21 protein-coding genes are annotated in these 22267 nt (G+C 63.3%); 17 read left to right on the forward strand and 4 right to left on the reverse strand.

Translation table 11 applies throughout. The features are described from left to right. Nucleotides 1–49: 49 nt before the first annotated feature. Nucleotides 50–1969 carry a DEAD/DEAH box helicase gene (locus C453_RS06970; protein WP_008323548.1) on the reverse strand — a complete coding sequence of 640 codons (1920 nt, stop codon included), beginning with the start codon at nt 1967–1969 and terminating at the stop codon, nt 50–52. A gap of 157 nt (nt 1970–2126) precedes the next feature. On the opposite strand from C453_RS06970, the gene C453_RS06975 reads away from it, so the two are divergent. Genes C453_RS06975 through C453_RS06985 form a run of 3 tightly spaced genes read left to right on the forward strand, consistent with a single transcriptional unit; the run spans nt 2127 to nt 5383 of the window. Continuing rightward, a complete protein-coding gene (locus tag C453_RS06975; RefSeq protein ID WP_008323549.1) occupies nt 2127–3569 on the forward strand; it encodes a COG1361 family protein in 1443 nt (480 codons plus the stop codon). Between the two features lie 6 nt (nt 3570–3575). Next, nucleotides 3576–4241, forward strand: a complete 666-nt coding sequence (locus C453_RS06980; RefSeq protein WP_008323550.1) for an ABC transporter ATP-binding protein — start codon at nt 3576–3578, stop codon at nt 4239–4241. Then, nucleotides 4238–5383 (forward strand): ABC transporter permease, encoded by a 1146-nt coding sequence (locus tag C453_RS06985; protein ID WP_008323551.1) that lies wholly within the window; start codon nt 4238–4240, stop codon nt 5381–5383. Before C453_RS06980 ends, C453_RS06985 begins: the two co-directional genes overlap by 4 nt. Before the next feature lie 63 nt (nt 5384–5446). On the opposite strand, the gene C453_RS06990 is transcribed toward C453_RS06985, so the two are convergent. Together C453_RS06990 and ribH are read right to left on the reverse strand one after the other, a co-directional pair. Next, entirely contained in the window at nt 5447–6601 is a 1155-nt protein-coding gene (locus tag C453_RS06990; protein ID WP_008323552.1) for a pyridoxal phosphate-dependent aminotransferase, read from the reverse strand. A gap of 142 nt (nt 6602–6743) precedes the next feature. Further along, a complete protein-coding gene (gene ribH / locus C453_RS06995) occupies nt 6744–7148 on the reverse strand; it encodes a 6,7-dimethyl-8-ribityllumazine synthase (protein ID WP_008323554.1) in 405 nt (134 codons plus the stop codon). A gap of 244 nt (nt 7149–7392) precedes the next feature. Between ribH and C453_RS07000 the strand changes: the two genes are divergently transcribed. From C453_RS07000 to C453_RS07065, 14 genes are all read left to right on the forward strand, one after another. Continuing rightward, the gene (locus C453_RS07000; protein ID WP_049907566.1) at nt 7393–9147 is read left to right on the forward strand and encodes a flippase activity-associated protein Agl23; all 1755 of its coding nucleotides are present in this window, start codon (nt 7393–7395) and stop codon (nt 9145–9147) included. 166 nt (nt 9148–9313) lie between these two features. Then, a complete protein-coding gene (locus C453_RS07005; RefSeq protein ID WP_008323556.1) occupies nt 9314–10483 on the forward strand; it encodes a 5-(carboxyamino)imidazole ribonucleotide synthase in 1170 nt (389 codons plus the stop codon). Between the two features lie 45 nt (nt 10484–10528). Beyond that, a complete protein-coding gene (gene purE / locus C453_RS07010; RefSeq protein ID WP_008323558.1) occupies nt 10529–11140 on the forward strand; it encodes a 5-(carboxyamino)imidazole ribonucleotide mutase in 612 nt (203 codons plus the stop codon). Nucleotides 11141–11393: 253 nt separating this feature from the next. After that, complete coding sequence (locus C453_RS07015) at nt 11394–11810, forward strand: NADH-quinone oxidoreductase subunit A (protein ID WP_008323559.1); 417 nt, start codon at nt 11394–11396, stop codon at nt 11808–11810. After that, a complete protein-coding gene (locus tag C453_RS07020) occupies nt 11807–12508 on the forward strand; it encodes an NADH-quinone oxidoreductase subunit B (protein ID WP_007539041.1) in 702 nt (233 codons plus the stop codon). Before C453_RS07015 ends, C453_RS07020 begins: the two co-directional genes overlap by 4 nt. Continuing rightward, nucleotides 12505–14172 (forward strand): NADH-quinone oxidoreductase subunit D, encoded by a 1668-nt coding sequence (locus tag C453_RS07025; RefSeq protein WP_008323560.1) that lies wholly within the window; start codon nt 12505–12507, stop codon nt 14170–14172. The genes C453_RS07020 and C453_RS07025 overlap by 4 nt, the downstream gene beginning before the upstream one ends. Next, complete coding sequence (locus tag C453_RS07030) at nt 14172–15227, forward strand: complex I subunit 1/NuoH family protein (RefSeq protein ID WP_008323561.1); 1056 nt, start codon at nt 14172–14174, stop codon at nt 15225–15227. The genes C453_RS07025 and C453_RS07030 overlap by 1 nt, the downstream gene beginning before the upstream one ends. Continuing rightward, on the forward strand, nt 15224–15685 hold the full coding sequence (locus C453_RS07035; RefSeq protein WP_008323562.1) for a NuoI/complex I 23 kDa subunit family protein: 462 nt from the start codon (nt 15224–15226) through the stop codon (nt 15683–15685). The genes C453_RS07030 and C453_RS07035 overlap by 4 nt, the downstream gene beginning before the upstream one ends. A gap of 105 nt (nt 15686–15790) precedes the next feature. Further along, a complete protein-coding gene (locus C453_RS07040; protein WP_007539048.1) occupies nt 15791–16051 on the forward strand; it encodes an NADH-quinone oxidoreductase subunit J in 261 nt (86 codons plus the stop codon). Next, a complete protein-coding gene (locus C453_RS07045) occupies nt 16048–16413 on the forward strand; it encodes an NADH-quinone oxidoreductase subunit J family protein (protein ID WP_007539050.1) in 366 nt (121 codons plus the stop codon). The genes C453_RS07040 and C453_RS07045 overlap by 4 nt, the downstream gene beginning before the upstream one ends. Then, nucleotides 16413–16715, forward strand: coding sequence for an NADH-quinone oxidoreductase subunit NuoK (gene nuoK, locus C453_RS07050; protein WP_007539052.1), 303 nt, complete (start codon nt 16413–16415; stop codon nt 16713–16715). Before C453_RS07045 ends, nuoK begins: the two co-directional genes overlap by 1 nt. 4 nt (nt 16716–16719) lie before the next feature. Next, nucleotides 16720–18741 carry an NADH-quinone oxidoreductase subunit L gene (gene nuoL, locus C453_RS07055; protein ID WP_008323563.1) on the forward strand — a complete coding sequence of 674 codons (2022 nt, stop codon included), beginning with the start codon at nt 16720–16722 and terminating at the stop codon, nt 18739–18741. After that, the gene (locus tag C453_RS07060) at nt 18738–20267 is read left to right on the forward strand and encodes a complex I subunit 4 family protein (protein WP_008323564.1); all 1530 of its coding nucleotides are present in this window, start codon (nt 18738–18740) and stop codon (nt 20265–20267) included. Before nuoL ends, C453_RS07060 begins: the two co-directional genes overlap by 4 nt. Next, the gene (locus C453_RS07065) at nt 20267–21787 is read left to right on the forward strand and encodes an NADH-quinone oxidoreductase subunit N (RefSeq protein WP_008323565.1); all 1521 of its coding nucleotides are present in this window, start codon (nt 20267–20269) and stop codon (nt 21785–21787) included. Before C453_RS07060 ends, C453_RS07065 begins: the two co-directional genes overlap by 1 nt. A 39-nt stretch (nt 21788–21826) precedes the next feature. Here the strand turns inward: C453_RS07065 and C453_RS07070 are convergent, their stop codons facing one another. Next, nucleotides 21827–22210: a DUF7522 family protein gene (locus C453_RS07070; protein WP_008323566.1), complete on the reverse strand. Its 384-nt coding sequence runs from the start codon at nt 22208–22210 to the stop codon at nt 21827–21829. Between the last annotated feature and the right edge of the window lie 57 nt (nt 22211–22267).

The following is a 22267-nucleotide window of genomic DNA, read 5'->3' on the forward strand; positions in this document are numbered from 1 at the left end:
CTCCGCGAAGTGACCTAAATCTCTCTGCGAAGTGGCGTAAAACGCTGTCTCAGGGCGACAGTAGCGCCCGAACCTCGCGGAACTCGGGCACGTCACTATCGAGCGCGCCACAGAGCGCGTCGGCGGCACCCAGAAGCCACTCCGCGCGCTCGACCCGCGATTCGAGGTCTCCCGGTCCGATGCGGTAGCGCTCGACGAGGTCTTCGATTGTCTCTCCCTGCGACCACTCGTGGAGGATGCGGGCGGTTTTGACGGCCGTCAGCCAGTCTTCGAACGACTCGGCTTCGCCCATCGCGGTGGTGAACTCGGCGGCGTGGGTCCGGGCGTACTGGTACATCAGCGCCCGCTCGCGGTTGCCGAGGTAGGTGTCGAGCATGTCTGGCGTGTCGCAGACGACTTCGAGCGCGGTGCGCGGGGTCACGTTCTCGTCGGCCATCGTCTGGATGGTTCGGATGCCGGAGACGATTCGCGCGCCGGTCGTCGGCGAGACGTACTGCCGAGAGGTCTGCGAGCCGAGCGTTGTCGCCGACAGCGTCGAGCCATCGACCGTCAGCATCTCCATCCGTTCGAGTTCGGAGACCACGTCGCTGACGAGCGCGGTGAGGTCCACGTCAGCCTGCTGGTGAGCGTAGTAGGTCGCGGCGAACACGTCGACGACACCGGCCACGGAGTCCGCGAACCCGGAGGCGACAACCGAGAGAACGTGCGTCCGAAGCGACTCGCGGTCGTCGAACTGTGAGTCGACAGCCTCTGCGTCCGCCTCGACGTAGCGTTCGACCAGTTCGTCGTGGGTGGCTTCGTCGCCGACGAGGACCGCCTCGCCATAGGGGTCGAGGTGTGGACGGCCCGCCCGACCACACATCTGGTGGACATCGAGGACGGGAATCCACTCCATCGCGTCCCCGGTGTAGCGTTTCTGGTCGCGGATGACGACGCGGCGCGCCGGGACGTTCACGCCAGCCGCGAGGGTCGGTGTAGCGCAGATAACCGCCAGTCGGCGCTCTCTGAAGGCCGTTTCGACCGCTGCGCGGTGGGAACTCCGAAGGCCAGCGTGGTGGAATCCAACCCCGGTGCTGGCGCAGTCGGCGAGGTGGGCACCGGTCGCCGTTCCCCCCAACTCACGCAGTTCGTCGCCGAGGTCGGTCGCAGGCGACAGGTCCTCCTCGGCGAGTCGTTCCGCCAGCGACTCGGCTTCTCGGCGGGAGCGAACGAAGGCGAGACACTGGCCGCCGCTCGTGACAGCGTCTGCGACGAGCGAGACGGTCGCTTCGGTGTCTGCGTCGTCTTTCGGACCAAGCGGTGGTACGTCGACCGCGAGTGAGGTGCCATCGTCGAAGGCTACTGATTCGTCCGAATAGACGCCTGTCCTGAGCGAAACCGGTCGCCACGTACTCTCGACGAGTTCGGCGTCCAGCCACGAAGCGATGGTCTCGGGATTATCGACCGTCGCGGAGAGGGCGACGAGTTGGAGGTCGGGAACACGACGCTGGAGCGTCGCCAACGTCATTTCGAGTGTCGGCCCGCGGCCGGGAGCGCCGAGGAGGTGGACCTCGTCGACGACGACGCAGGCGAGCGATTCGACCCACGAGGCACCGTTTCGAATCGCGGAATCGACCTTCTCGCTCGTGGCGACCACGATGTCGTACTCGCCGAGGTCTTCTTCGGCCGAGTCGAAGTCGCCGGTGGAGATACCGACGTTCACGCCCGGAAGTTGGTCAAACGTCTCGTACTTCTCGCGTGCGAGTGCCCGAAGTGGGACGATGTAGAGCCCCGGGCCGTCGGCGGTGAGCATCGCCAGTTCAGCGATGAACGTCTTGCCGCTGGCGGTCGGAATAGCGGCGACGACGCGGCCTCCGTTTGCGACGCCTGCTTCGACGGCGGCCTCCTGCGGCGGGTACAACTCCTCGATACCGTTCGATTCGTAGTGGGAGACGAAGTCCGCCGACAGCGGGAGGTCACACACGCGCATCTGTCACACGGTGGACCCGGATTCACTTAAATATCTTCGCCGACACGACCGGAGCCTTAAAGCACTGGTTCGGTTCTCGAAAAGCCGTATACGGCCGATTTTGGGGTTCCACTCGGCAGCTATTTCCCTCACCTGGCCGATAGATGAAGTCAGAACTATGCGCCGCAGTGCCCTCTTCCTCGTCTTGATCGTCGTTCTCGCTGGGCTTCCCTCGCCGACGCTCGGTGCGGAGGCGACCGCCTACATCGACGACGTGTCCGTCTCGCCCGCACAACCCGCGCCGGGAGAGCGGTTCACGTTGACGACGGTGATTCAAAACGCCGAGAACAGCCCCTCGAACCTCGACGTGACCGACGTGTACGTCCGACGTGTCGACGACTCAGACGACATCACACGCGTCGAAGAACTCGGCGTCATTCCGCCGGGGAGCGACCTCACCGTTCCGCTGTCGATGCGATTCGAAAAGCAGGGCACCTACGACCTGCGTGTGAACGTGGTCGGACGGAGCGACGGGCAGGTCCAGCGACTCCAGTACCCGGTTGTCGTTCGCGTCCGTGAGGGCGGGCCACAGGTCGCAGTCGATGTCGGCGATGCCGTCATCGGGACTGAAACGCCGGTGCACGTCACCGTCTCGAACGGCGAAGACGCAGCGGTTCGGAACGTGCGCCTCTCGGTTGCTGCCGCGAGCGCCGCTGTCAAAAACAGCACGCGTGTCCTGCCGACGCTCGATTCGGGGGCCGCCAAGACGTTCGAGTTCATGGTTACACCAGAGACAGACGAGTCGGACATCCTCGCGACGCTGCAATACACGACCGCCGACGGAAACGCGCGTACTGCCGAGGCGTCGGCCCCACTCGTCGCGGAGCAACTTCGAGAAGAGGTCCGACTGTCTCCCACCCTCGGGAGTGGCGCGCGCCCGTCGGTCCTCGTCGACGTGACGAACCTCGGAAACGCACCGCTCGAAGACCTCGTGCTCACGCTTCGTGACGGCGACGAGACCGTCCTTCGGAAACCAGTTCGTGCGCTTCCCGCGGAGTCCGAGCGAACCGTCCGGCTGAACGTCTCGTCGGTCGACCGCGCGACTCTCGACGTGGTTGCGAGCTACGAGACCGGCGACCAGCAGGGAGAAGCGTCGTCGTCGGTCGAGTACGTCGCCTCGCCGGGGACGATAGAACTCACCGGCATCGACGTCGAAATCGAAGACGGGAAGACGCACATCTCGGGGAGCGCGAGCAACGTCGGACTCAGCGACGCTCAGAGCGTCGTGGTCCGCGTGGTTCCCACCGACGGCGTCGTTCCGGCACGGCCCTACAAGGAGTACTTCGTCGGGTCCGTTCCGTCGAGTGACTTCGCATCGTTCGACCTCTATGCCAACGTCGAGGCGGGCGTCGAAACCGTCCCCGTCGAAGTGACGTATCTCTCAGACGGCCGCGAGAAAGAGATACGGACGACTGTCGACGTAAACGACGTCTCCAATTCCGCACCGGACCCCGAGGAGAACTCCGGTGGTGGACTCGGGACGCCATTGCTTCTCGGTGGCGGCCTCGTCGCTGCGCTGGTCGTCGTTGGTGTCGGATTCTACGCGTACAGACAGCGCTGAACGACGATGTCGCACATCATCGAACTTCAGAACGTCTGGAAGCGATACGACACCGGCGGCGAGGTCGTCGAAGCCCTGAGAGACGTGGATTTCCACGCCGACCCCGGCGAGTTCGTCTCCGTCATGGGACCGTCCGGTAGTGGGAAGTCGACGATGCTCAACGTCCTCGGCTTGCTCGACACGCCAACCGAGGGAACTGTCTTCCTCGACGACCGAGACGTGACCGACCTCTCGGACCGCCAGATGACGGCCCGACGCAAGGAGTTCATCGGATTCATCTTCCAGAGCTTCCACTTGATTCCGACGCTGTCGGCGCTCGAGAACGTCGAGGTTCCCACGCTGTTCGGGGACGACCCGGCCGCCCGCGACCGAGCGACGACGCTCCTCGAACGAGTCGGCCTCGGCAACCGACTCGACCACCGGCCCGACCAACTCTCCGGCGGGCAGAAACAACGCGTCGCTATCGCCCGGGCGCTGATTAACGAACCGCGCATCCTGCTGGCGGACGAACCGACGGGAAATCTCGACCAAGAGACCGGGCGGAGCGTCCTCGACCTCTTCGACGAGATTCGCCGCGAAGACGACGTTGCAATCGTCGCGGTGACACACGACCCGCAACTGTCAGACTACACCGACCGAACGGTCGAACTCGTCGACGGGAGGATTCAATGAACCCGCTGCAAGAACTCCTCCGACGCGTTCCCGCGTTGTTGATGGCGCGCCGGAACCTCTCGCGCAACCGGATTCGCTCTGGTCTCGCAATTCTCGGTATCATCATCGGCGTCCTTGCCATCGCCTCGCTCGGCATGTTCGGGACGACACTCCGAACCGGCGCAGACCAGCAACTCGGCGATATCGGCAACGAAATCAGCATCTCGCCGAACTTGCAGGAGGGCGTCGAGGAACTGACTGACCGCGACGTAGACGAGATTCGTCGGGCCGTCTCTGACGGGGCGGTCGTCCCGATACGCTCGGACGCGGTGTTAGTCTCTCGAGGTGACCAACAGACAGTGACAACAATCTACGGGATGGAGAACCCCGGAGCCATCTACGAGGCGAGCGATGGCCGCGTCCCTGACCGCCTGCGACAGGGGGCGCTCGTCGGGTCCGGCACGGCCGAGTTACTGGACATCGAGCCGGGGAACACCATCGCCGTAGACGGTCGTACCTACCGCGTCTCGGCCGTCTTGGCCGAACAGCAAGGCATCTCGCTCGTCAATCCGAACAGTGCCGTCGTCCTCCCGATGGAAGACGTAAACGGGACCGGCTACTCGCAGGTCGTCGTGAGCGCGGAGTCAGGACAGGCCGCAAACGAGTCCGCGGTCGCGATTCGCGAGGAGTTGAACGAGCGCGAAGAGCGCGTCACCGTCTTCGAACTCCAGTCGATTACCGCCGGTATCGACCAGTTCTTCGGTATCCTCAACACCTTCCTCATCGGAATCGGCTCGATATCGCTCGTCGTCGCGGGCGTGAGCATCCTGAACGTCATGCTCATGAGCACCATCGAGCGCCGACAGGAGATTGGCGTCCTCCGCGCGGTCGGCGTCCAACGCGGTGACATCATCCGAATGATTCTCGCCGAGGCGGGGCTGCTCGGCACGGCCGGCGGCATCGTCGGGGCACTCTTCGCACTCGGCGCGGGCGTCGCGCTCAATTCGTTCGTCCTGAACGACCCGATGGCGACGTTCCAGCCGATTAATTTCTTCTACGTGGCCCTTGCGGTCGGGTTCGGTATCGCGACGAGCATCCTCTCGGGGCTGTATCCGGCGTGGAAAGCGGCCAACGAGCGACCCGTCGAAGCGTTACGGAAATAGTTCGGCGGCCACCGTTGCGTCCGCTTTTGACTTCAAGAACGCGAAAAGATAGCAGCGCGGCGGTTAGATGTAGTCGTGCTCGGCGAGGCGCTCGACTGCCTCACGGAGTCGTTCTTCACTTGCAGCGTAGGAGATGCGGGCGTAGCCCGGTGCGTTGAATGCGCTGCCGGGGACAGTCGCGACCTTCGCGTCCTGAATCGCGCCCTCACACCATGCTTGGTCGTCGTCGTCGACGGGGAGCATCATGTAGAACGCGCCCTTCGGGACGGCGACGTCCACGTCGTGTTCTGCGAGGAGGTCCACGAGCATGTCGCGGCGGCCTTCGAACGCTTCGCGCATCTCTTCGACCGTGTCGTCGGTACGGTCCGAAAGTGCCTCGACGCCAGCGTGCTGGACGAAGTTGACTGCACAGGAGACCGAGTGCGAGTGCAGCTTGCCAGCCTGCGAGATGAGGTCCTCGGGTGCGTGAAGGTAGCCGAGCCGCCAGCCAGTCATCGAGAAGGCCTTCGAGAAGCCGTTGATGGTGATGGTGCGGTCTTCCATCCCGTCGAGGGAGCCGAGCGACGTGTGCTCGAAGCCGTCGTAGGTGATGCGCTCGTAGATTTCGTCGGAGATGACGGCGATGTCGTGTTCGACCGCGAGGTCACGGACGCCTTCGAGGGCCGCATCGGAGAAGACGCCGCCGGTCGGGTTCGACGGGCTGTTGACGACGAGCAGTTTCGTCTCGTCGGAGACGGTGTCTGCGAGTTCGTCGAGTGCGGGTTCGAGGCGGAAGTCGTGCGGCGCGAGGTCGACGCGCTTCAGCGAGCCGCCGGAGAGCTTGACCATCGCCTCGTAGGAGACCCACGCAGGGTCGAGGAGGACGACTTCGTCGCCGTCGTCGATGAGGGTCTGGAACGTCTCGAAGAGTGCCTGTTTGCCGCCGGGCGTGACGATGACCTCGTCGGCGTCGGCATCGACGCCGTTGCCGCGGAGTTTCTCCGCGATGGCTTCCTTGAGTTCCGGGATACCGTTCGAGGAGGTGTAGCCGGTGTGTCCGGCGTCCATCGCGTCCTTGGCTGCCTGAACGATGTTCTCGGGCGTCGGGAAGTCCGGCGCGCCGACCGAGAGGTCGACGACGTCTTCGCCCTGCGCTTCCAGTTCGCTCGCGAGGTTCGAGATGGCGAGCGTGGCGCTCGGTTCGACCCGGTCTACCCGGGCGCTGAAGTCGAAGTTCATGCCAACGCCTCCACCAACTCAGTCGCTGCGTAAAANAGGTCGACGACGTCTTCGCCCTGCGCTTCCAGTTCGCTCGCGAGGTTCGAGATGGCGAGCGTGGCGCTCGGTTCGACCCGGTCTACCCGGGCGCTGAAGTCGAAGTTCATGCCAACGCCTCCACCAACTCAGTCGCTGCGTAAACCGCTTCCGCACCTTTGCTGACGCGCTCGCGTGCTTCGGCACCGCTCATCCCGGGGCCGGAGACACCGAACGTGACTGGTTTGTCGCGGTCGAGCGAGACCTCCGTCAGGGACTTGGCCGTCGCGTCGGCGATAACCCGGTCGTGGTCGGTGTCACCGGTGACGATTGCGCCGACGACCGCGACTGCGTCGATATCGTCGCGGCGGGCCAGTCGGTCGGCCGCGAGGGGCGAGTCGTACGCGCCGGGGACGTGGACCGTTTCGGCCACCTCCGCGTCGCGCTCTGCGGCCGCTTCGTGGGCCGCCTCCTCCATCTGCTCGGTGACCGACGAGTTGAATCGGGCCACCACGAGTCCGAGAGAGACCATGCGCGACCCTTCCCGTGGCCGCTAAAAGAACTACCGACACCAACTGATTTGGCCGCGACACCAGACGGTGTCGAACTCTCCTCTCGTCACAACATCAGGCGGAGTCGAACGTTCGAGTCGCCCACACTGAACCATCAAGTCGCCCACACTGAACCGTCAGGCCAGTCACACTGTCTGTCTCGACAGAACGTGTCGCCGAGGCGTAAACACAAAAGTTGTATTAGTCGGGGCGGGAGGAAGGCACATGAGTACAGACAGTGGGCCCGGGATGGTCACTCGGTCCCGTGCCCTCCTCGCGGTCTTCGGCATCGTCGCCGTGGGCCTCCTTGTCCGCCTCGTCGACCTCGGCGGGCGAATCTTCCACTGGGACGAAGGCCGCGTCGGCTACTGGATTCTCCGGTATCACGAAACCGGCTCGTTCTCGTATCGACCTATCATCCACGGACCGTTCCTCCCTATCGTCAACGACTACGTCTTCGCAGTGCTGCCCGCGACGGACTTCACCGCCCGCTTGCCTGTGGCGCTCGTCGGCGGCCTGCTCCCGCTTTCGGTGTGGCTCTTCCGAAAGCACCTCCGACGGGACGAACTCGTTGCGCTCGCGCTCTTCTTCGCGTTCAATCCGCTTTTGGTCTACTACTCGCGGTTCATGCGCAACGACATCCTCGTCGCGACGTTCTCCTTCGTCGCCCTCGGATTCGTTGTCCGGGCGTACGACACTGGTCGCCTCGCCTACCTCATCCCGGCGGGCATCTCGTTCGCGACGGGCGCGGCGACGAAAGAGAACTACCTCGTCTACCTCCTGTGTTTCCTCGGTGCCGGGGCACTCGTCTTCGACCATCGCCTGCTTGCGCGAACGTCCGCCGGTGAATCAGCCCGCGACATCCTCTTCACGGAAATCCCCGCGTCTCTCAAAGACCGACTCCGACGACGCGGTGCGGGGAGTCTCTCGGCGGGCACGTTCCGTGCTGGTGTCGGTATCCTCGGGGGTATCGCAGCGTTCTTCGCCGTGTTCGTGTTCTTCTACGCGCCTCGCCCCGACCTGTGGAACGCCTTCGGGAACTCCGCCGCACTCCCCGGTGTCGTCGAAGCCGGGTCTCTCGGTGCCTTCGAGAGCATGGGCGGAAGCTGGCTCGACGGCAGCCACCAGTCCCACGAGTACCTCCCGTATCTGAAGGACTTCCTCGAAACGTTCGTCTACGGCGCGCCGGTGCTCATCGTCTTCGCACTCGTCGGCATCGTCGTGGACCGCTACGGCGTCGTCGCCGACCGTCTCCGATGGCTTGTGGTCTTCGCGACCTACTGGGGCGTCGTGAGCATCTTCGGCTACCCGCTCGCGACCGACATTCAAGCGCCGTGGGTCGTCGTCCACGCCGTCGTCCCGCTTGCCATCCCGGCAGCCGTCGGCGTCGCATTCACCTTCCGTGCCGCCACGAACGCGGTTGACACACAGGACACCGTCGGTGTCGGACTCGCGGCACTCGTCTTGCTCGCGTCGGTCGGCGGCGTCGCTGCGGCCAACTACGACTACTGGAACGCCTCGACCGACGAAGACAAGGTCGTCCTCCAGTGGGCCCAACCCGAGAATGACCTGAAGCCCACGCTCGACGATATCGCGGCCGTCTCGGCCACCAACGGCGGCACGGACGTGCTCTTGTACGGGACGCACCCGCCGAACAACGCCGACGAGACGCACTTCTACGTCAAAGACGAGTCGAACCCACTCGGTGGGCCGTCGTGGCACAGTCGCCTCCCGCTTCCGTGGTACTTCGAAGGCGCTGACGTCGAGCGCACCAGTAGCGCACCCGAGACGTCCGCGAGCGAGATTGGACAGAATCCGCCGCCGGTCGTCGTCGCCTACGAATGGGACCGCGCGGAACTCGAATCCGAACTCGACGGCTACGAAGTCCGCCAGCACGCGTTCAAACTCTGGAGCGAGGATGTCGTCGTCTTCATCGACCGCGACGCGCTCGCTGCGGCGAACGCAAACGCGAACGCCTGACTGGTCCGAACTTCCTCGACTCTCGCTCCTGTCGACCCCAGACACCTGCCGACTCCCGGCTGAACTTTTCCGTGGATTGGAAGACGCCTCCGAGCGACAGCTGGTTCGAAATGTCTGTTGTTTGAGCACGCTCGTGTATATTCTGGCACACAGTGTGGCAACATTTATGCACCAATATACTGAATCCGCGACTGTGACCGTCTCCGTACCCGGACCCACACTCGGCGTCGTCGGCGGCGGCCAACTCGGGCGTATGCTCGCCGAGGCCGCGTCGCCGCTCGGCGTCGATGTCGTGGTTCTCGACCCGACGCCGGACTGTCCCGCAGCGACTGTCGCCGACCAAATCGTCGGGGCGTTCGACGACCCCGACGCGATGGCGGAACTCGCCGCGCGAGCCGACGTACTGACGTTCGAAATCGAACTCGCGGACCCCGACCTCCTCGACGAACTCGCCGCCGAGGAGGAAATCGAGGTCCATCCGTCGCCAGACGCACTTCGGACTATCGAGGACAAACTGATTCAGAAAGACACCTTCGGCGAGGCCGGGATTCCGATTCCGCCGTTCCACCGCGTCGACGACGCCGACGACCTTCGGGCCGCACTCGACGAGTTCGGGTCGGTGATGCTGAAGGCGCGAACCGGTGGCTACGACGGCCGCGGCAACGTCCCCGTCACCGATCCCGACGACGCCGAGGCCGCCATCGAGGAAGTTGGCGGACCGGCGATGGCAGAGGCCTTCGTCGACTTCGAACGCGAACTCTCAGTCATCGGCGTCCGCGGCGACGACGAGATTCGGACCTTCCCCGTCGGCGAGAACGTCCACGAAGCAGAGATTCTTCGGGAGACTATCGTCCCCGCACGGACGACCGACGATGTCCTCGACGAGGCCGACCGCGTCGCGCGCGAAGTACTCTCGCACCTGCCCGGTCGCGGCGTCTTCGGCATCGAACTGTTCGAGACGAGCGAGGGCGAGGTGCTGGTGAACGAAGTCGCACCGCGCCCGCACAACTCCGGTCACTGGACCATCGAAGGGGCGCTCTCGTCGCAGTTCGAACAGCACGTCCGCGCCGTCCTCGGGTGGCCGCTGGGTGCGACCGACCGCCGTGCTCCGACCGTGATGGCGAACATTCTCGGAACCGTAGACGAACCCCGTGCCGCCCACCTCGGCGGTCTCGACGACCTCCTTTCCGAATCCGGTGTCTCGCTGCACTGGTACGGCAAAGAACAGGTCCGCCCGCTGCGGAAGATGGGCCACCTCACGGCCGTCGGCGACACCGACCTCGACGTGCTTCTCTCTCGCGCGCGAGACCTTCGTGACGGACTGCACTTCGAGTAACGAGCCGAAGACGACTCGCACACCACACGCTACCACTCTCGTTCCATGACGACAGAACACGACCTCATCGACGAACTGCACGAACAGGCCGCCGCAGACACCGACCCCGAGACGACGCCCGACGTGGGTATCATCATGGGTTCAGACTCGGACCTCGACGTGATGTCCGGTGCCCACGAGGCGCTCGACACGCTCGGGTTCGGTGAACAGACGGACTACCACGACGCACCGGACGAGCGCTTTACCTACGAGACGTACGTCGTCTCCGCACATCGGACGCCAGACCTGATGTACGCCTACGGCGAGACGGCTGCCGACCGCGGTATCGAGGTCATCATCGCCGGCGCGGGCGGGAAATCCGCAGACCTGCCGAACATGACTGCCTCTATCGCCTATCCGCTTCCCGTTGTTGGCGTTCCCGTCCAGGAGAAGTCGGTTGACTCTGTCATCGGAATGCCGACGGGTGCACCCATCGTCGCCGTCGACGCGGGCAAGTCGTTCAACGCAGCACTCTCGGCGGTCCAAATGCTCGCGCGTGGCTACGACGAACTCGAAGACCGACTCGTCGAGTACCACGAAGACCTCGTCGCCGACGTCGCGGACACGTCGGCCCGACTTCACGACCTCGGCGTTTCGGGCTTCCGCGACTCGGTGTAGTCCAGTCTCAGTCGTGTCGCACTGATTTTCGCCGAACACGTTGGCCACGTCGCAGTCGGATACGCTCGCTCCCGCATTTGAAAGGGCCTTTTTCCGGGGCGTCGGCCGGTCATTCGGTCCAAACCGTCACCGGCGCACCGTTGCGGGCTTCTCTGGCGTATTTTCCAAATAGAAGGCTTCTCGCGCCCGAAACACACAAATCAATGTTTATAGGGGAGCGCTTCTAACCGCCGCACGTCAGGGAGACTACGGCATGAGTGAATGGATTGCAATCGGTGCGATGGGCCTCGTCGCTGTCGGCATCCCGCTGGGGATGATGGCAGTCTCGGCGCTCCTGCGCCCAAGCGTACCGGAACAAGGAAAGAGTGCCACCTACGAGAGTGGTGAGGTGCCGACCGGCACGGCACGCGTCCAGTTTAACATTCAGTACTACATGGTCGCGTTGCTGTTCGTCGTGTTCGACATCGAGACTGTCCTCATTTTCCCGTGGACAGTCATTTACCGCTCTGCCCTCGAACAGGGCGCGTCCCTGGCGACGATTCTGACGCCGATGCTCGTTTTCATCGGTGTGCTCGTCGTCGGGCTCGTGTGGGCGTGGCGCAACGGTGCTGTCAAGTGGGTCAAAAGCCCGCAGGCCAGTCGCCGTAAGACAGAGAGGAAAGACGCATGAGTAGCGAACAGAAACCCTTCGTCACAGACGATTCACAGGTACTGACCGAGACCCGCGACGCGCGTATGGCTGGCGCGGACGACCGGTTCAACTCGAAGCTTCGGGAGGCGTTCGGCTCGTCGCCGTTCATCCTCACGAAGTTCGACAAGTTCATGAACTGGGTTCGTGGGTCTTCGATGTTCATGCTGCAGTTCGGTATCGCATGCTGCAGTATCGAGATGATGCACACGTACGCCATCAAGCACGACCTGGACCGCTTCGCGGCAGGTGTGCCCCGTGCGTCACCGAGACAGGCGGACGTCATCATCGTGCCAGGGACGATTGTCTCGAAGTTCGCCCCCCGTATGAAGCGGGTCTACGACCAGATGCCGGAGCCGAAGTTCGTCGTCGGCATGGGGTCGTGTACGATTTCCGGTGGCCCGTTCCAGGAAGGATACAACGTCATCAAGGGCGCAGAAGAGGTCATTCCGGTGGACATCCACATCCCCGGTTGCCCGCCGCGCCCCGAGGCGCTCATCTACGGCATCGCAAAGCTCCAAGAGCGTATTGCGAACGGCGAGTCCAGTCCCGTCACGGTCAAACCGTACGAACTGGAGCAGTTCGGCGACCTCCCGCGCGACGAGATCGTCGACAAACTCGCCGAACAGATCGACGAGGACGATCTCGTCATGCGATACAACTGGGCTGATTCACCATGAGCCTGGAAGAACAACAACCAGAAGCCGAAATCGAGGCCGGAAAGACCCGTGGAGACGAACTGGCGGAACTCCTCGGAGACCTCGTCATCGGTCGCGAAGAGCACCTCAACGCGCCGGGTCTCGTCATCCGTCCGGATCAGGTGCAGGACGCGCTCTTCAAACTCCGCGACGAGGCTGGCTTCGACCACCTCTCGTGTGTTACCGCCGAGGAGTACGAGGACCGTTACGAGTCCATCTACCACCTCACGAAGTACGACGACCGGACCGACGAAGTCAGCGTCGTCGTACCCACGTCGAAAGACGACCCGGTCAGCCAGAGCGCCGAACCGGTCTTCCGAACGGCAGACTGGCACGAGCGTGAGGCGTACGACCTCGTCGGCATCAAGTACGAGGGACACCCGGACCTCCGTCGCATCCTGCTCCCCGAAACGTGGCAGGGTCACCCGCTGGGGCTGGACTACGACCAAGACCGGCCACAGATTGCGACGCTTCGCGAACACGCGAACCCGCTTGAACAGGACCACACCGGTGAGCAGGGCAACACGATGTACATCAACATCGGACCTCACCACCCGGCGACCCACGGCGTGCTGCACGTCGAGACGGTCGTCGACGGAGAGCAGGTCGTCGACCTCGAACCCGACATCGGCTACCTCCACCGCTGTGAGGAGCAGATGTGTCAGCAGGGGACCTACCGGCACCAGATTATGCCGTACCCCGACCGCTGGGACTACATCTCGGCCGGTCTCCTGAACGAGTGGGCGTACGCCCGCACCGCAGAGGACCTCGCGGACATCGAGGTGCCGGAGTACGCACAGATTATCCGCACCATGAGCGCCGAACTGTGCCGCATCGCGTCGCACATGATTGCGCTCGGCACGTTCGCGCTCGACGTTTACGGCGACTTCACCGCCATCTTCATGTACGCCATGCGGGACCGCGAAATCGTCCAGAACATTCTGGAGGACCTCACCGGTCAGCGCATGATGTTCAACTACTTCCGGCTCGGTGGCGTCGTCTGGGACCTCCCCGAACCGCGCGAGGAGTTCTTCGAGAAGATTCGTGACTTCCTCGATGACCTCCCGGAGGCACTCGAGGAGTACCACGACATGATTACCTCGAACGAGATTCTCCAGGCCCGTACCGTCGGGACTGGCGTCCTGCCGCCGGAGGTTGCCAAGAGCTACGGTGCGACCGGCCCGGTCGCTCGCGGCTCCGGCATCGACTACGACCTCCGCCGCGACGACTCCTACGGCTACTACGACGAACTCGATTGGGACGTCGTCGTCGAGGACGGGTGCGACAACTTCTCGCGCCTGCTCGTGCGCATGCGCGAAGTCGAGGAGTCGGCCAAAATCATCCAGCAGTGTGTCGACCTGCTCGAAGACTGGCCCGAGGACGAACGGAACATCCAGGCGAACGTGCCGCGCACGCTCAAGCCCGAGGAAGACACCGAAATCTACCGCGCCGTCGAAGGTGCGAAGGGTGAACTCGGTATCTACATCCGGGCCGACGGCACCGACAAGCCGGGACGGTTCAAGATTCGGAGCCCGTGCTTCTCGAACCTGCAGACGCTCCCCGAGATGTCCGAAGGCGAGTACATCCCCGACATGATTGCGTCGCTCGGGAGCCTCGACATCGTTCTCGGTGAGGTGGACCGCTAATGAGTGCGACACTGCAGACGACGCTCCCGGACACCATCAGCGGCCTCCTGGGGCTCGAAGGAGTCCTCGGCGACCTCGTCGGTGGCCTCGTTGGCGCATTCATTATCGCCAACATCATGCTCATCACGACGGCTATCGCCGGCCCGTGGGCAAAGCGGAAAATCACCGCCGCGTTCGGTGACCGCATCGCAGTCAACCGTATCGGGCCGTTCGGGTTGCTCGTCATCATCCCGGACGCCGTTCGCCTGATGTCGAAGGAACTCATCGTCCCCGAGGGCGTCGACCGTCCCGCATGGGACCTCGCCCCGATGGTGATTCCTTTCTCTGCACTGCTTGGATTCGCCGTCATCCCGATGGGAAGCGGCATCCAACTCGCCGACCCCGAAACCGGCCTCGCGTTCGCGTTCGCGGCGGCATCGATTGCGTCGCTCGGCCTCGTGATGTCCGGCTACGCGTCGAACAACAAGTTCTCGCTCATCGGCGCACTGCGCGCCGTGGCGGCCAACATCGCCTACGAGATTCCGCTCGTCATCACCGCAGCGTCGGTGGTCATCTTCACCGGTTCGCTGCGCATGAGCGAAATCGTCGCCGTGCAGGCAGAGCCGCTTTTGACCATCGCCGGCGTCTCGATTCCGACGTGGTTCGCGTTCGTGAACCCGTTCGCGTTCGTCCTGTTCATCATCGCGAACCTCGCAGAAGTCGGACGGAACCCGTTCGACATCCCCGAAGCACCGACCGAGATTGTCGCCGGGTACCAGACTGAGTACTCTTCGATCTACTTCGTGCTCATCTACCTCGGCGAGTTCATCCACATCTTCCTCGGCGGCGCTATCGCGGCGACGCTGTTCCTCGGCGGCCCCGCAGGTCCGTTCCTGCCCGGGTTCGTCTGGTTCGTCATCAAAATCTGGGCGTTCTTCCTGTTCACCCAGTGGGCACGGTCCGCAGTGCCGCGCCTTCGCGTCGACCAGTTCCTCGAAGTTGGTTGGAAGGGCATGCTCGTGCTGTCCTTCGCTAACCTGGTTCTCACGGCCATCATCGTGGGGGTGATTGCATGATTGGAATCCTGAAGGGCATGGCAGTGACGCTGAAGCACGCGCTCGACGGGCAGACGTTCACGGTCGAGTACCCTGAACAAGCGCCCGAAGTGAGTCCGCGCTTCCGCGGTGTCCACAAGTTCAGCCAAGAGCGTTGTATCTGGTGTCGCCAGTGTGAGAACGTCTGTCCGAACGACACGATTCAGATCGTTCAGGACGACAAGCGCAACGGCGAGCAGTACAACCTCCACATCGGCCAGTGTATCTACTGCCGACTGTGTGAGGAGGTCTGTCCCGTCGACGCGATTCTGCTCACGCAGAACTTCGAGTTCACGGCCGACACCAAGAACGACTTCGTCTACAACAAAGAACAGCTCAAGAACGTCCCGTGGTACAAGGATATCGACCCGCTCAACTCCCGCAACCCCGACCGCAACGCGTGGGTCGGCGAGGGCGAGAGAGAGGTCGACTATCAGTAACATGACCCGGAACGAATCGTCCGAGGTTCGTCCGTTGCAACCCGCTGTGGGGTGCTGAGGACGTTCTCGAAATGTTCAAAGGGATATCTCAAGGAGACACACACAATGGTTTATGAAACCATCGCGTTCGCGCTGTTCGCCCTCATCACCGTGGGCTGCAGCCTGGGCGTCGTCCTCGTGCGGGACATCTGGCATTCCGCACTCCTGCTCGGGGGCGCGCTCTTGAGCGTCGCGGTGCACTACGTGATGTTGCAGGCGGAGTTCCTCGCCGCCATGCAGATCCTCGTCTACGTCGGCGGGGTACTGATTCTCATCACGTTCGCCGTGATGCTGACGCGTATCGACCCGGAGGTGAGTAGCACATGACCACGAAACCGCAGTTGAAGCTCGGTTCACACCTCGTACCCGGTCTGGCGGCCGTCGGACTGTTCGCCGTGATGGCGGCAGTGTTCCTCGGCGCGTCGTTCCCGAACCCACAGGGCTTCGCAGATGGTGCCAACCTGACCGCGAGCATCGGCTATACGATGTTCAACCTCGGGTTCGGCAGCGTCGAAGGCGAGAGCATGCTGGTCGCGTTCGAAATCATCGACCTCGTGCTCGTCGGCGCACTCGTCGGTGCCGTCCTCCTCGCTCGCCGCGACGAGGGTGGCTCGATGCGGACGATTCTGACCGACGGCGGTCGCGAACTCAAGCGCACGTTGTTCGACGACGAGGAGGGTGACCGATAATGGTACCCGGACAGTATTACCTCGTCCTGTCGGCAGCCGTGTTCTGCATCGGTATCTTCGGCCTTCTCACCCGGAAGAACGCGCTGTTGTTCCTGATGTCGGTCGAACTGATGCTGAACGCCGCGAACATCAACCTCGTCGCGTTCTCCTACTACTGGGGCAACGTGACGGGACAGACGTTCGGTCTCTTCACGATGGCGCTCGCCGCCGCCGAAGTCGCGGTCGGTATCGGTATCATCCTCGTACTGTACCGCAACTTCGACGGCGTGGACGTCACGAAGGCGACCACGATGAGGTGGTAACTCTATGGCAGGCATACTCGAATTCGCTCCGGCCATCGTCCTCCTCCCGTTCCTCTCGTTCCTGATCGCACTCGGAGCGGGGCGGTACATGCCGAAGGGAGGCGCACTGGCGGGTATCGGCGCAACGGCAGGCTCGTTCGTCCTCGCCGTGGCGACGTTCTTCGCCGTCAGTGGTGGACAGACGTACAACCAAACGATCTACACGTGGGCGGAGGGTCTCGACGCAGTCAACCTGACGTTCGGTCTGCTCATCGACCCGCTGTCGGCGATGATGCTGGTCATCGTGACGCTCATCGCGTTCCTCGTCCACGTCTTCAGTCTTGGCTACATGAACGACGAAGGCGAGACGGGCCTCCCGCGGTACTACGCCGCACTCGGCCTGTTCAGCGCCTCCATGCTCGGGTTCGTCGTCTCCGACAACCTGCTCATGGCGTTCATGTTCTTCGAGCTTGTGGGACTGTGTTCCTACCTGCTCATCGGCTTCTGGTTCCGCCAGGACGGCCCGCCGAGTGCAGCGAAGAAGGCGTTCTTGGTCACCCGCTTCGGTGACTACTTCTTCCTCATCGGCGTCGTCGCGGTCTTCGCGACGTTCGGCTCTGCGGCCTTCGCTGGCCCCGACGCCTTCCCGGTGCTCGCCGAGGAAGCGCTCCACGGCGAACACTCGGTCAACACGTTCCTCGGCATGGGCGAAGAGGCGTGGTTCACTGTCGTCGGCCTCCTCGTTCTCGGGGGCGTCGTCGGCAAGTCCGCGCAGTTCCCCCTGCACACGTGGCTTCCGGACGCGATGGAAGGTCCGACCCCGGTCTCCGCACTCATCCACGCAGCGACGATGGTTGCGGCCGGTGTCTACCTCGTCGCCCGGATGTACGGCTTCTACGCACTGACGCCGACGACACTCGCCATTATCGCCCTCATCGGTGGCTTCACCGCCCTCTTCGCGGCGACGATGGGTGTCGTCAAAAAGGAAATCAAGCAGGTACTCGCGTACTCGACCATCAGCCAGTACGGCTACATGATGCTCGGCCTCGGTGCCGGTGGCTACGTCGCGGCGACGTTCCACCTCATGACGCACGCCTTCTTCAAGGCGCTGTTGTTCCTCGGTGCCGGTTCGGTCATCATCGCCATGCACCACAACGAAAACATGTGGGACATGGGTGGCCTCAAGGACAAGATGCCCGTGACGTACTACGCGTTCCTCTCCGGGTCGCTCGCACTCGCGGGTATCGTCCCCTTCGCAGGCTTCTGGTCGAAAGACGAAGTCCTGTACGAGACGCTCATCCACGGCCTCGGCGGCAGCCCGATTCTGCTCGCCGCCTACGCGATGGGCCTCCTCGCCGTCTTCTTCACCGGCTTCTACACCTTCCGAATGGTGTTCCTCACCTTCCACGGTGAGCCCCGGACCGAGACGGCACGCAACCCCCACGGTGTTCGCTGGAACGTCAAGGCTCCGCTCGCCGTTCTCGGCGTGCTCGCCGCGACGGCAGGGTTCGTCAACATGGTTCCCGTCGAGAAACTCCTCGGCATCAAGGGAATCGACTTCCTGCACCAGTTCCTCGACGGAAGCTTCAGTTCGCTGAACGCGCACCACTACGCCGAAATCCTCCCGTACAGTTCGAGTTACATCGGCGGCGAGGCGACGACGGTCGCAATCGGTGCGGGTGTCTCGCTCGGCCTCGCACTCGCTGGTGCCGCACTCGCGTACGTACTGTACAACGTCCCCGAACCCGTCGAACACACGGAGAAGCTCGGGAGCATCAAGACCGTACTGTACAACAACTACTACCAGGACGAGTATCAGGTCTGGATCGCAACGAGCGTCGTCCAGCCTATCTCGCGCGTCCTCGACAAGTTCGACCAGGGTATCGTCGACGGTGTCGTCAACGGCATCTCCAGCGTGAGCCTGTTCGCTGGCAGCCGCATGAAGCGCATCCAGACCGGTGTCGTGAGTAATTACGCCGCACTGCTCACGCTCGGCCTGACGGCGCTGCTCCTTGGTCTCGGTCTGATCGGAGGTTGGTTCGCATGATAATCGAAGCGCTCATCGCAGTCACGTTCCTCGCCGCGCTGGTCACTTTCGTCGTGCCGGACCGGTACGCCGGCAAGGCGGCCTTCGCGCTGAGTCTGGTTCCCGTTCTCGGGAGCCTCTACATGTGGCAACAGTACGACGCGAGCGGGAACGCCCTTCTCGGCGGGTCTGCCGCGTTCGAGACAGACATCGTCTGGCTGCAACTCGGCCAGTACGACCTTCACTGGTTGGTCGGCGTCGACGGCATCAGCATGCCGCTTATCGTCCTGACCACCATCCTCACCACGCTCGCTATCGTCAGCGCGTGGACTCCCATCACAGAGCGTCAGTCCCAGTTCTTCGGTCTGATGCTCTTCATGGAGGCGAACCTGCTTGGCGTCTTCACGGCGCTCGACTTCTTCGTCTGGTTCGTCTTCTGGGAGGCCGTGCTCGTCCCGATGTACTTCCTCATCGGTGTCTGGGGCGGCCCCCGCCGCAAGTACGCGGCAATCAAGTTCTTCGTCTACACGAACATCGCGTCGCTCGTGATGTTCATCGGGTTCATCTCCCTCGTGTTCGGCCTCGGCGACTCCATTTCGTCGCTGCGTCTGCCCGAAATCGCGCAGGCGCTGCAGGCCGGTCAACTCGGCGGCTTCGCCGGTCTCTCGGCCGGTGCGCTCGCGTCGGTCGCCTTCATCGCGATGTTCTTCGGATTCGCGGTGAAGGTCCCCGTCGCGCCGCTGCACACGTGGCTGCCCGACGCTCACGTTGAAGCACCCACGCCGGTGTCGGTCATGCTGGCGGGGGTTCTCCTGAAGATGGGTACCTACGCCCTGCTCCGGTTCAACTTCACGATGCTGCCGGAGACGGCGCGAAGCTTCGCGCTGCCCATCGCCCTGCTGGCCGTCGCAAGCGTCATCTACGGCGCACTCCTCGCGCTGGCCCAGCAGGACCTCAAGCGCATCGTCGCGTACTCCTCCGTCTCGTCGATGGGGTACGTCATCCTCGGTCTCATCGCCTACACCACCTACGGTGTCGGCGGTGCGACCTTCCAGATGGTCGCCCACGGTCTCATCTCCGGTCTGATGTTCATGGCCGTCGGTGTCATCTACAACACGACCCACACGCGCATGGTGACGGACATGTCCGGTGTGGCTGACAGAATGCCTGTCACGGCGGGTATCTTCGTCGCTGGCGCGTTCGGTTACATGGGCCTCCCGCTCATGGCTGGCTTCGCGGCAGAGTTCTTCATCTTCAAGGGCGCGTTCGAGTCCACGGTGATGGAGGCGATGCCGCTCTTTACGGCCGCAGCGATGTTCGGTATCGTCATCGTCGCGGGCTACCTGCTGTTCGCGATGCAGCGGACCCTGTTCGGACCGTTCGAGTTCGATGGTGACTACGAAATCACCGAGGCACCGTTCCACGACGTCGCGCCGCTTGCGGTGCTTCTGCTCCTCACCATCGTCCTCGGTGTCTCTCCGGACATCTTCTTCACGATGATTCAGGACGCAGTTAATCCGATTCTCGAACTGGGAGGTGCGTTCTAATGACGCCACTGCAAACCGCTCCCGTCTGGACGGCAGCGGCCCCCGCGATTATCCTCGCGGCGACCGCGCTGCTCCTGTTGACCATCGACACCATCGACCCCGACACGACCAACAACGGTCTGCTCGCCACGACGGCGACCCTCGGGTCGCTCGCCGCTGGCGGTGTCGCCGCGCGGTTCCTCATGGCAGGAACCGGCATGGAGTCGACTGGTGGCGCAATCTCGCTGTACGGTGACGCCCTCATCGTCGACGGGATGAGCCTGTTCTTCACGCTCATCTTCACCAGCGTCGCGGCGATGGTCTCTGTCGCCTCGTACGACTACCTCGCCGACGAGCAGTATCAGGGTGAGTTCTACTCGCTCGTACTCCTCGCCGCCACGGGGATGACGCTCATGGCGATGTCGAACTCGCTGGCGACGGTCTTCGTCAGCCTCGAACTCGCATCGCTGCCGTCGTACGCGCTCGTCGCGTTCCTCAAGAAGAACCGCGGCAGCGTCGAAGCGGGTCTGAAGTACTTCCTCATCGGCGCACTGTCGTCGGCGGTGTTCGCGTTCGGTATCAGCCTCGTGTACGCTGTCACCGGGTCGCTCGTGCTGCCCGACATCGCAGCGGGCCTCTCGGGTGCTGACGAACTCGTCGGCGTGCTCGGACTCGGCGTGCTGATGATTGCCGGTGGGTTTGCGTTCAAGACCGCCTCCGTTCCGTTCCACTTCTGGGCACCGGAGGCTTACGAGGGCGCACCCGCACCCATCAGCGCGTTCCTCTCGTCGGCGTCGAAGGCGGCTGGCTTCGCCGTCGCCTTCCGCGTCTTCACGGTCGCATTCCCGCTTGGGACCATCTCATCGCTCGGTCCGGGCGGCATCGACTGGTCGCTGCTCTTCGCGATTCTCGCCGTCGTCACGATGACGCTCGGTAACTTCGCGGCAGCGACGCAGGAGAACGTCAAGCGCATGCTCGCGTACTCCTCGATTGGCCACGCTGGCTACGCACTCATCGGTCTCGCGGCCATCACCGTGGATGGTGGTGCCGCGAACGGTAACGTGCTCGGCGCGAGTATGGCCCACCTGCTCGTCTACGGCTTCATGAACACGGGTGCGTTCCTGTTCATCGCCATGGTCGAAAAGTGGGGCATCGGCCGCACGTTCGAGGACTACAACGGTATCGCGTCGAAGGCACCCATCGCCGCGACGGCGATGACTGTCTTCATGTTCTCGCTCGCAGGGCTACCGCCGTTCGGCGGCTTCGTCTCGAAGTACGCCCTGTTCTACTCGGCCATCGAGTCCGGCTTCTGGTGGCTCGCCGCAGTCGGCGCGATGAACAGCGCACTGTCGCTGTTCTACTACAGTCGCGTCGTCAAGGCGATGTGGATCGAAGAGCCCGCGAAGTCGCTCGAAATCGGCAGCCAGCCGGTCGGTCTCTACGGCGCAGTCGTCTTCGCCGCCGTCGGGACGGTCCTGCTCCTGCCCGGCTTCCAGCCCGTCATCGAAACGGCCCAGACCGTCGCAGCGGCGCTCTTCTGAGCGCGCTGTCGGGCTGAAAAGACTCGACTGCGGTTTTCTTTATTCGGACTGCAACAACTCGCCGAGTGTCGACGCCAGTTCTTCGGACCGTCTGAGTGTCAGGCCGTCCGTCGTCACGAAGACGCCGGAATCGGCCACCGTCACGCGGGTCATGTACCCTTGGTCGAACGCTCGAACAGTGTATTGGTAGTTTCCAAGTTCCGAGCCTTTGTAGGCTGTTCGCGCATGGAAGCCGTCGGTTTCGTGCTCGACGAAGCCTGCAAGGTCGGCGTCGGCTTCGAGGTCCGACCGTAAGTATAGCTGTTCGTACCGGTCGGGAGTAAAATACGTCACACTGCGGAGGTCGTCGCCGACAGTGGTTCGACACGCCCTGACCAGTGACTCCGAACGGGTGTCAGAGACGAGATGCGATTCGAGTTCCATCCTATCATTTGTCATGTCATCACAGACCATAACATCATCGGCGAACTGAATGACGGT

It is taken from the genome of Haloferax elongans ATCC BAA-1513 (assembly GCF_000336755.1).
Classification (GTDB): domain Archaea; phylum Halobacteriota; class Halobacteria; order Halobacteriales; family Haloferacaceae; genus Haloferax; species Haloferax elongans.

What these genes read in the sequence shown, in the direction of transcription:
- C453_RS06970 (WP_008323548.1), bottom strand. Translation starts at nt 1,969, where the DNA reads ATGCGCGTGTGTGACCTCCCGCTGTCGGCGGACTTCGTCTCCCACTAC.
- C453_RS06975 (WP_008323549.1), top strand. Translation starts at nt 2,127, where the DNA reads ATGCGCCGCAGTGCCCTCTTCCTCGTCTTGATCGTCGTTCTCGCTGGG.
- C453_RS06980 (WP_008323550.1), top strand. Translation starts at nt 3,576, where the DNA reads ATGTCGCACATCATCGAACTTCAGAACGTCTGGAAGCGATACGACACC.
- C453_RS06985 (WP_008323551.1), top strand. Translation starts at nt 4,238, where the DNA reads ATGAACCCGCTGCAAGAACTCCTCCGACGCGTTCCCGCGTTGTTGATG.
- C453_RS06990 (WP_008323552.1), bottom strand. Translation starts at nt 6,601, where the DNA reads ATGAACTTCGACTTCAGCGCCCGGGTAGACCGGGTCGAACCGAGCGCC.
- ribH (WP_008323554.1), bottom strand. Translation starts at nt 7,148, where the DNA reads ATGGTCTCTCTCGGACTCGTGGTGGCCCGATTCAACTCGTCGGTCACC.
- C453_RS07000 (WP_049907566.1), top strand. Translation starts at nt 7,393, where the DNA reads ATGAGTACAGACAGTGGGCCCGGGATGGTCACTCGGTCCCGTGCCCTC.
- C453_RS07005 (WP_008323556.1), top strand. Translation starts at nt 9,314, where the DNA reads ATGCACCAATATACTGAATCCGCGACTGTGACCGTCTCCGTACCCGGA.
- purE (WP_008323558.1), top strand. Translation starts at nt 10,529, where the DNA reads ATGACGACAGAACACGACCTCATCGACGAACTGCACGAACAGGCCGCC.
- C453_RS07015 (WP_008323559.1), top strand. Translation starts at nt 11,394, where the DNA reads ATGAGTGAATGGATTGCAATCGGTGCGATGGGCCTCGTCGCTGTCGGC.
- C453_RS07020 (WP_007539041.1), top strand. Translation starts at nt 11,807, where the DNA reads ATGAGTAGCGAACAGAAACCCTTCGTCACAGACGATTCACAGGTACTG.
- C453_RS07025 (WP_008323560.1), top strand. Translation starts at nt 12,505, where the DNA reads ATGAGCCTGGAAGAACAACAACCAGAAGCCGAAATCGAGGCCGGAAAG.
- C453_RS07030 (WP_008323561.1), top strand. Translation starts at nt 14,172, where the DNA reads ATGAGTGCGACACTGCAGACGACGCTCCCGGACACCATCAGCGGCCTC.
- C453_RS07035 (WP_008323562.1), top strand. Translation starts at nt 15,224, where the DNA reads ATGATTGGAATCCTGAAGGGCATGGCAGTGACGCTGAAGCACGCGCTC.
- C453_RS07040 (WP_007539048.1), top strand. Translation starts at nt 15,791, where the DNA reads ATGGTTTATGAAACCATCGCGTTCGCGCTGTTCGCCCTCATCACCGTG.
- C453_RS07045 (WP_007539050.1), top strand. Translation starts at nt 16,048, where the DNA reads ATGACCACGAAACCGCAGTTGAAGCTCGGTTCACACCTCGTACCCGGT.
- nuoK (WP_007539052.1), top strand. Translation starts at nt 16,413, where the DNA reads ATGGTACCCGGACAGTATTACCTCGTCCTGTCGGCAGCCGTGTTCTGC.
- nuoL (WP_008323563.1), top strand. Translation starts at nt 16,720, where the DNA reads ATGGCAGGCATACTCGAATTCGCTCCGGCCATCGTCCTCCTCCCGTTC.
- C453_RS07060 (WP_008323564.1), top strand. Translation starts at nt 18,738, where the DNA reads ATGATAATCGAAGCGCTCATCGCAGTCACGTTCCTCGCCGCGCTGGTC.
- C453_RS07065 (WP_008323565.1), top strand. Translation starts at nt 20,267, where the DNA reads ATGACGCCACTGCAAACCGCTCCCGTCTGGACGGCAGCGGCCCCCGCG.
- C453_RS07070 (WP_008323566.1), bottom strand. Translation starts at nt 22,210, where the DNA reads ATGGAACTCGAATCGCATCTCGTCTCTGACACCCGTTCGGAGTCACTG.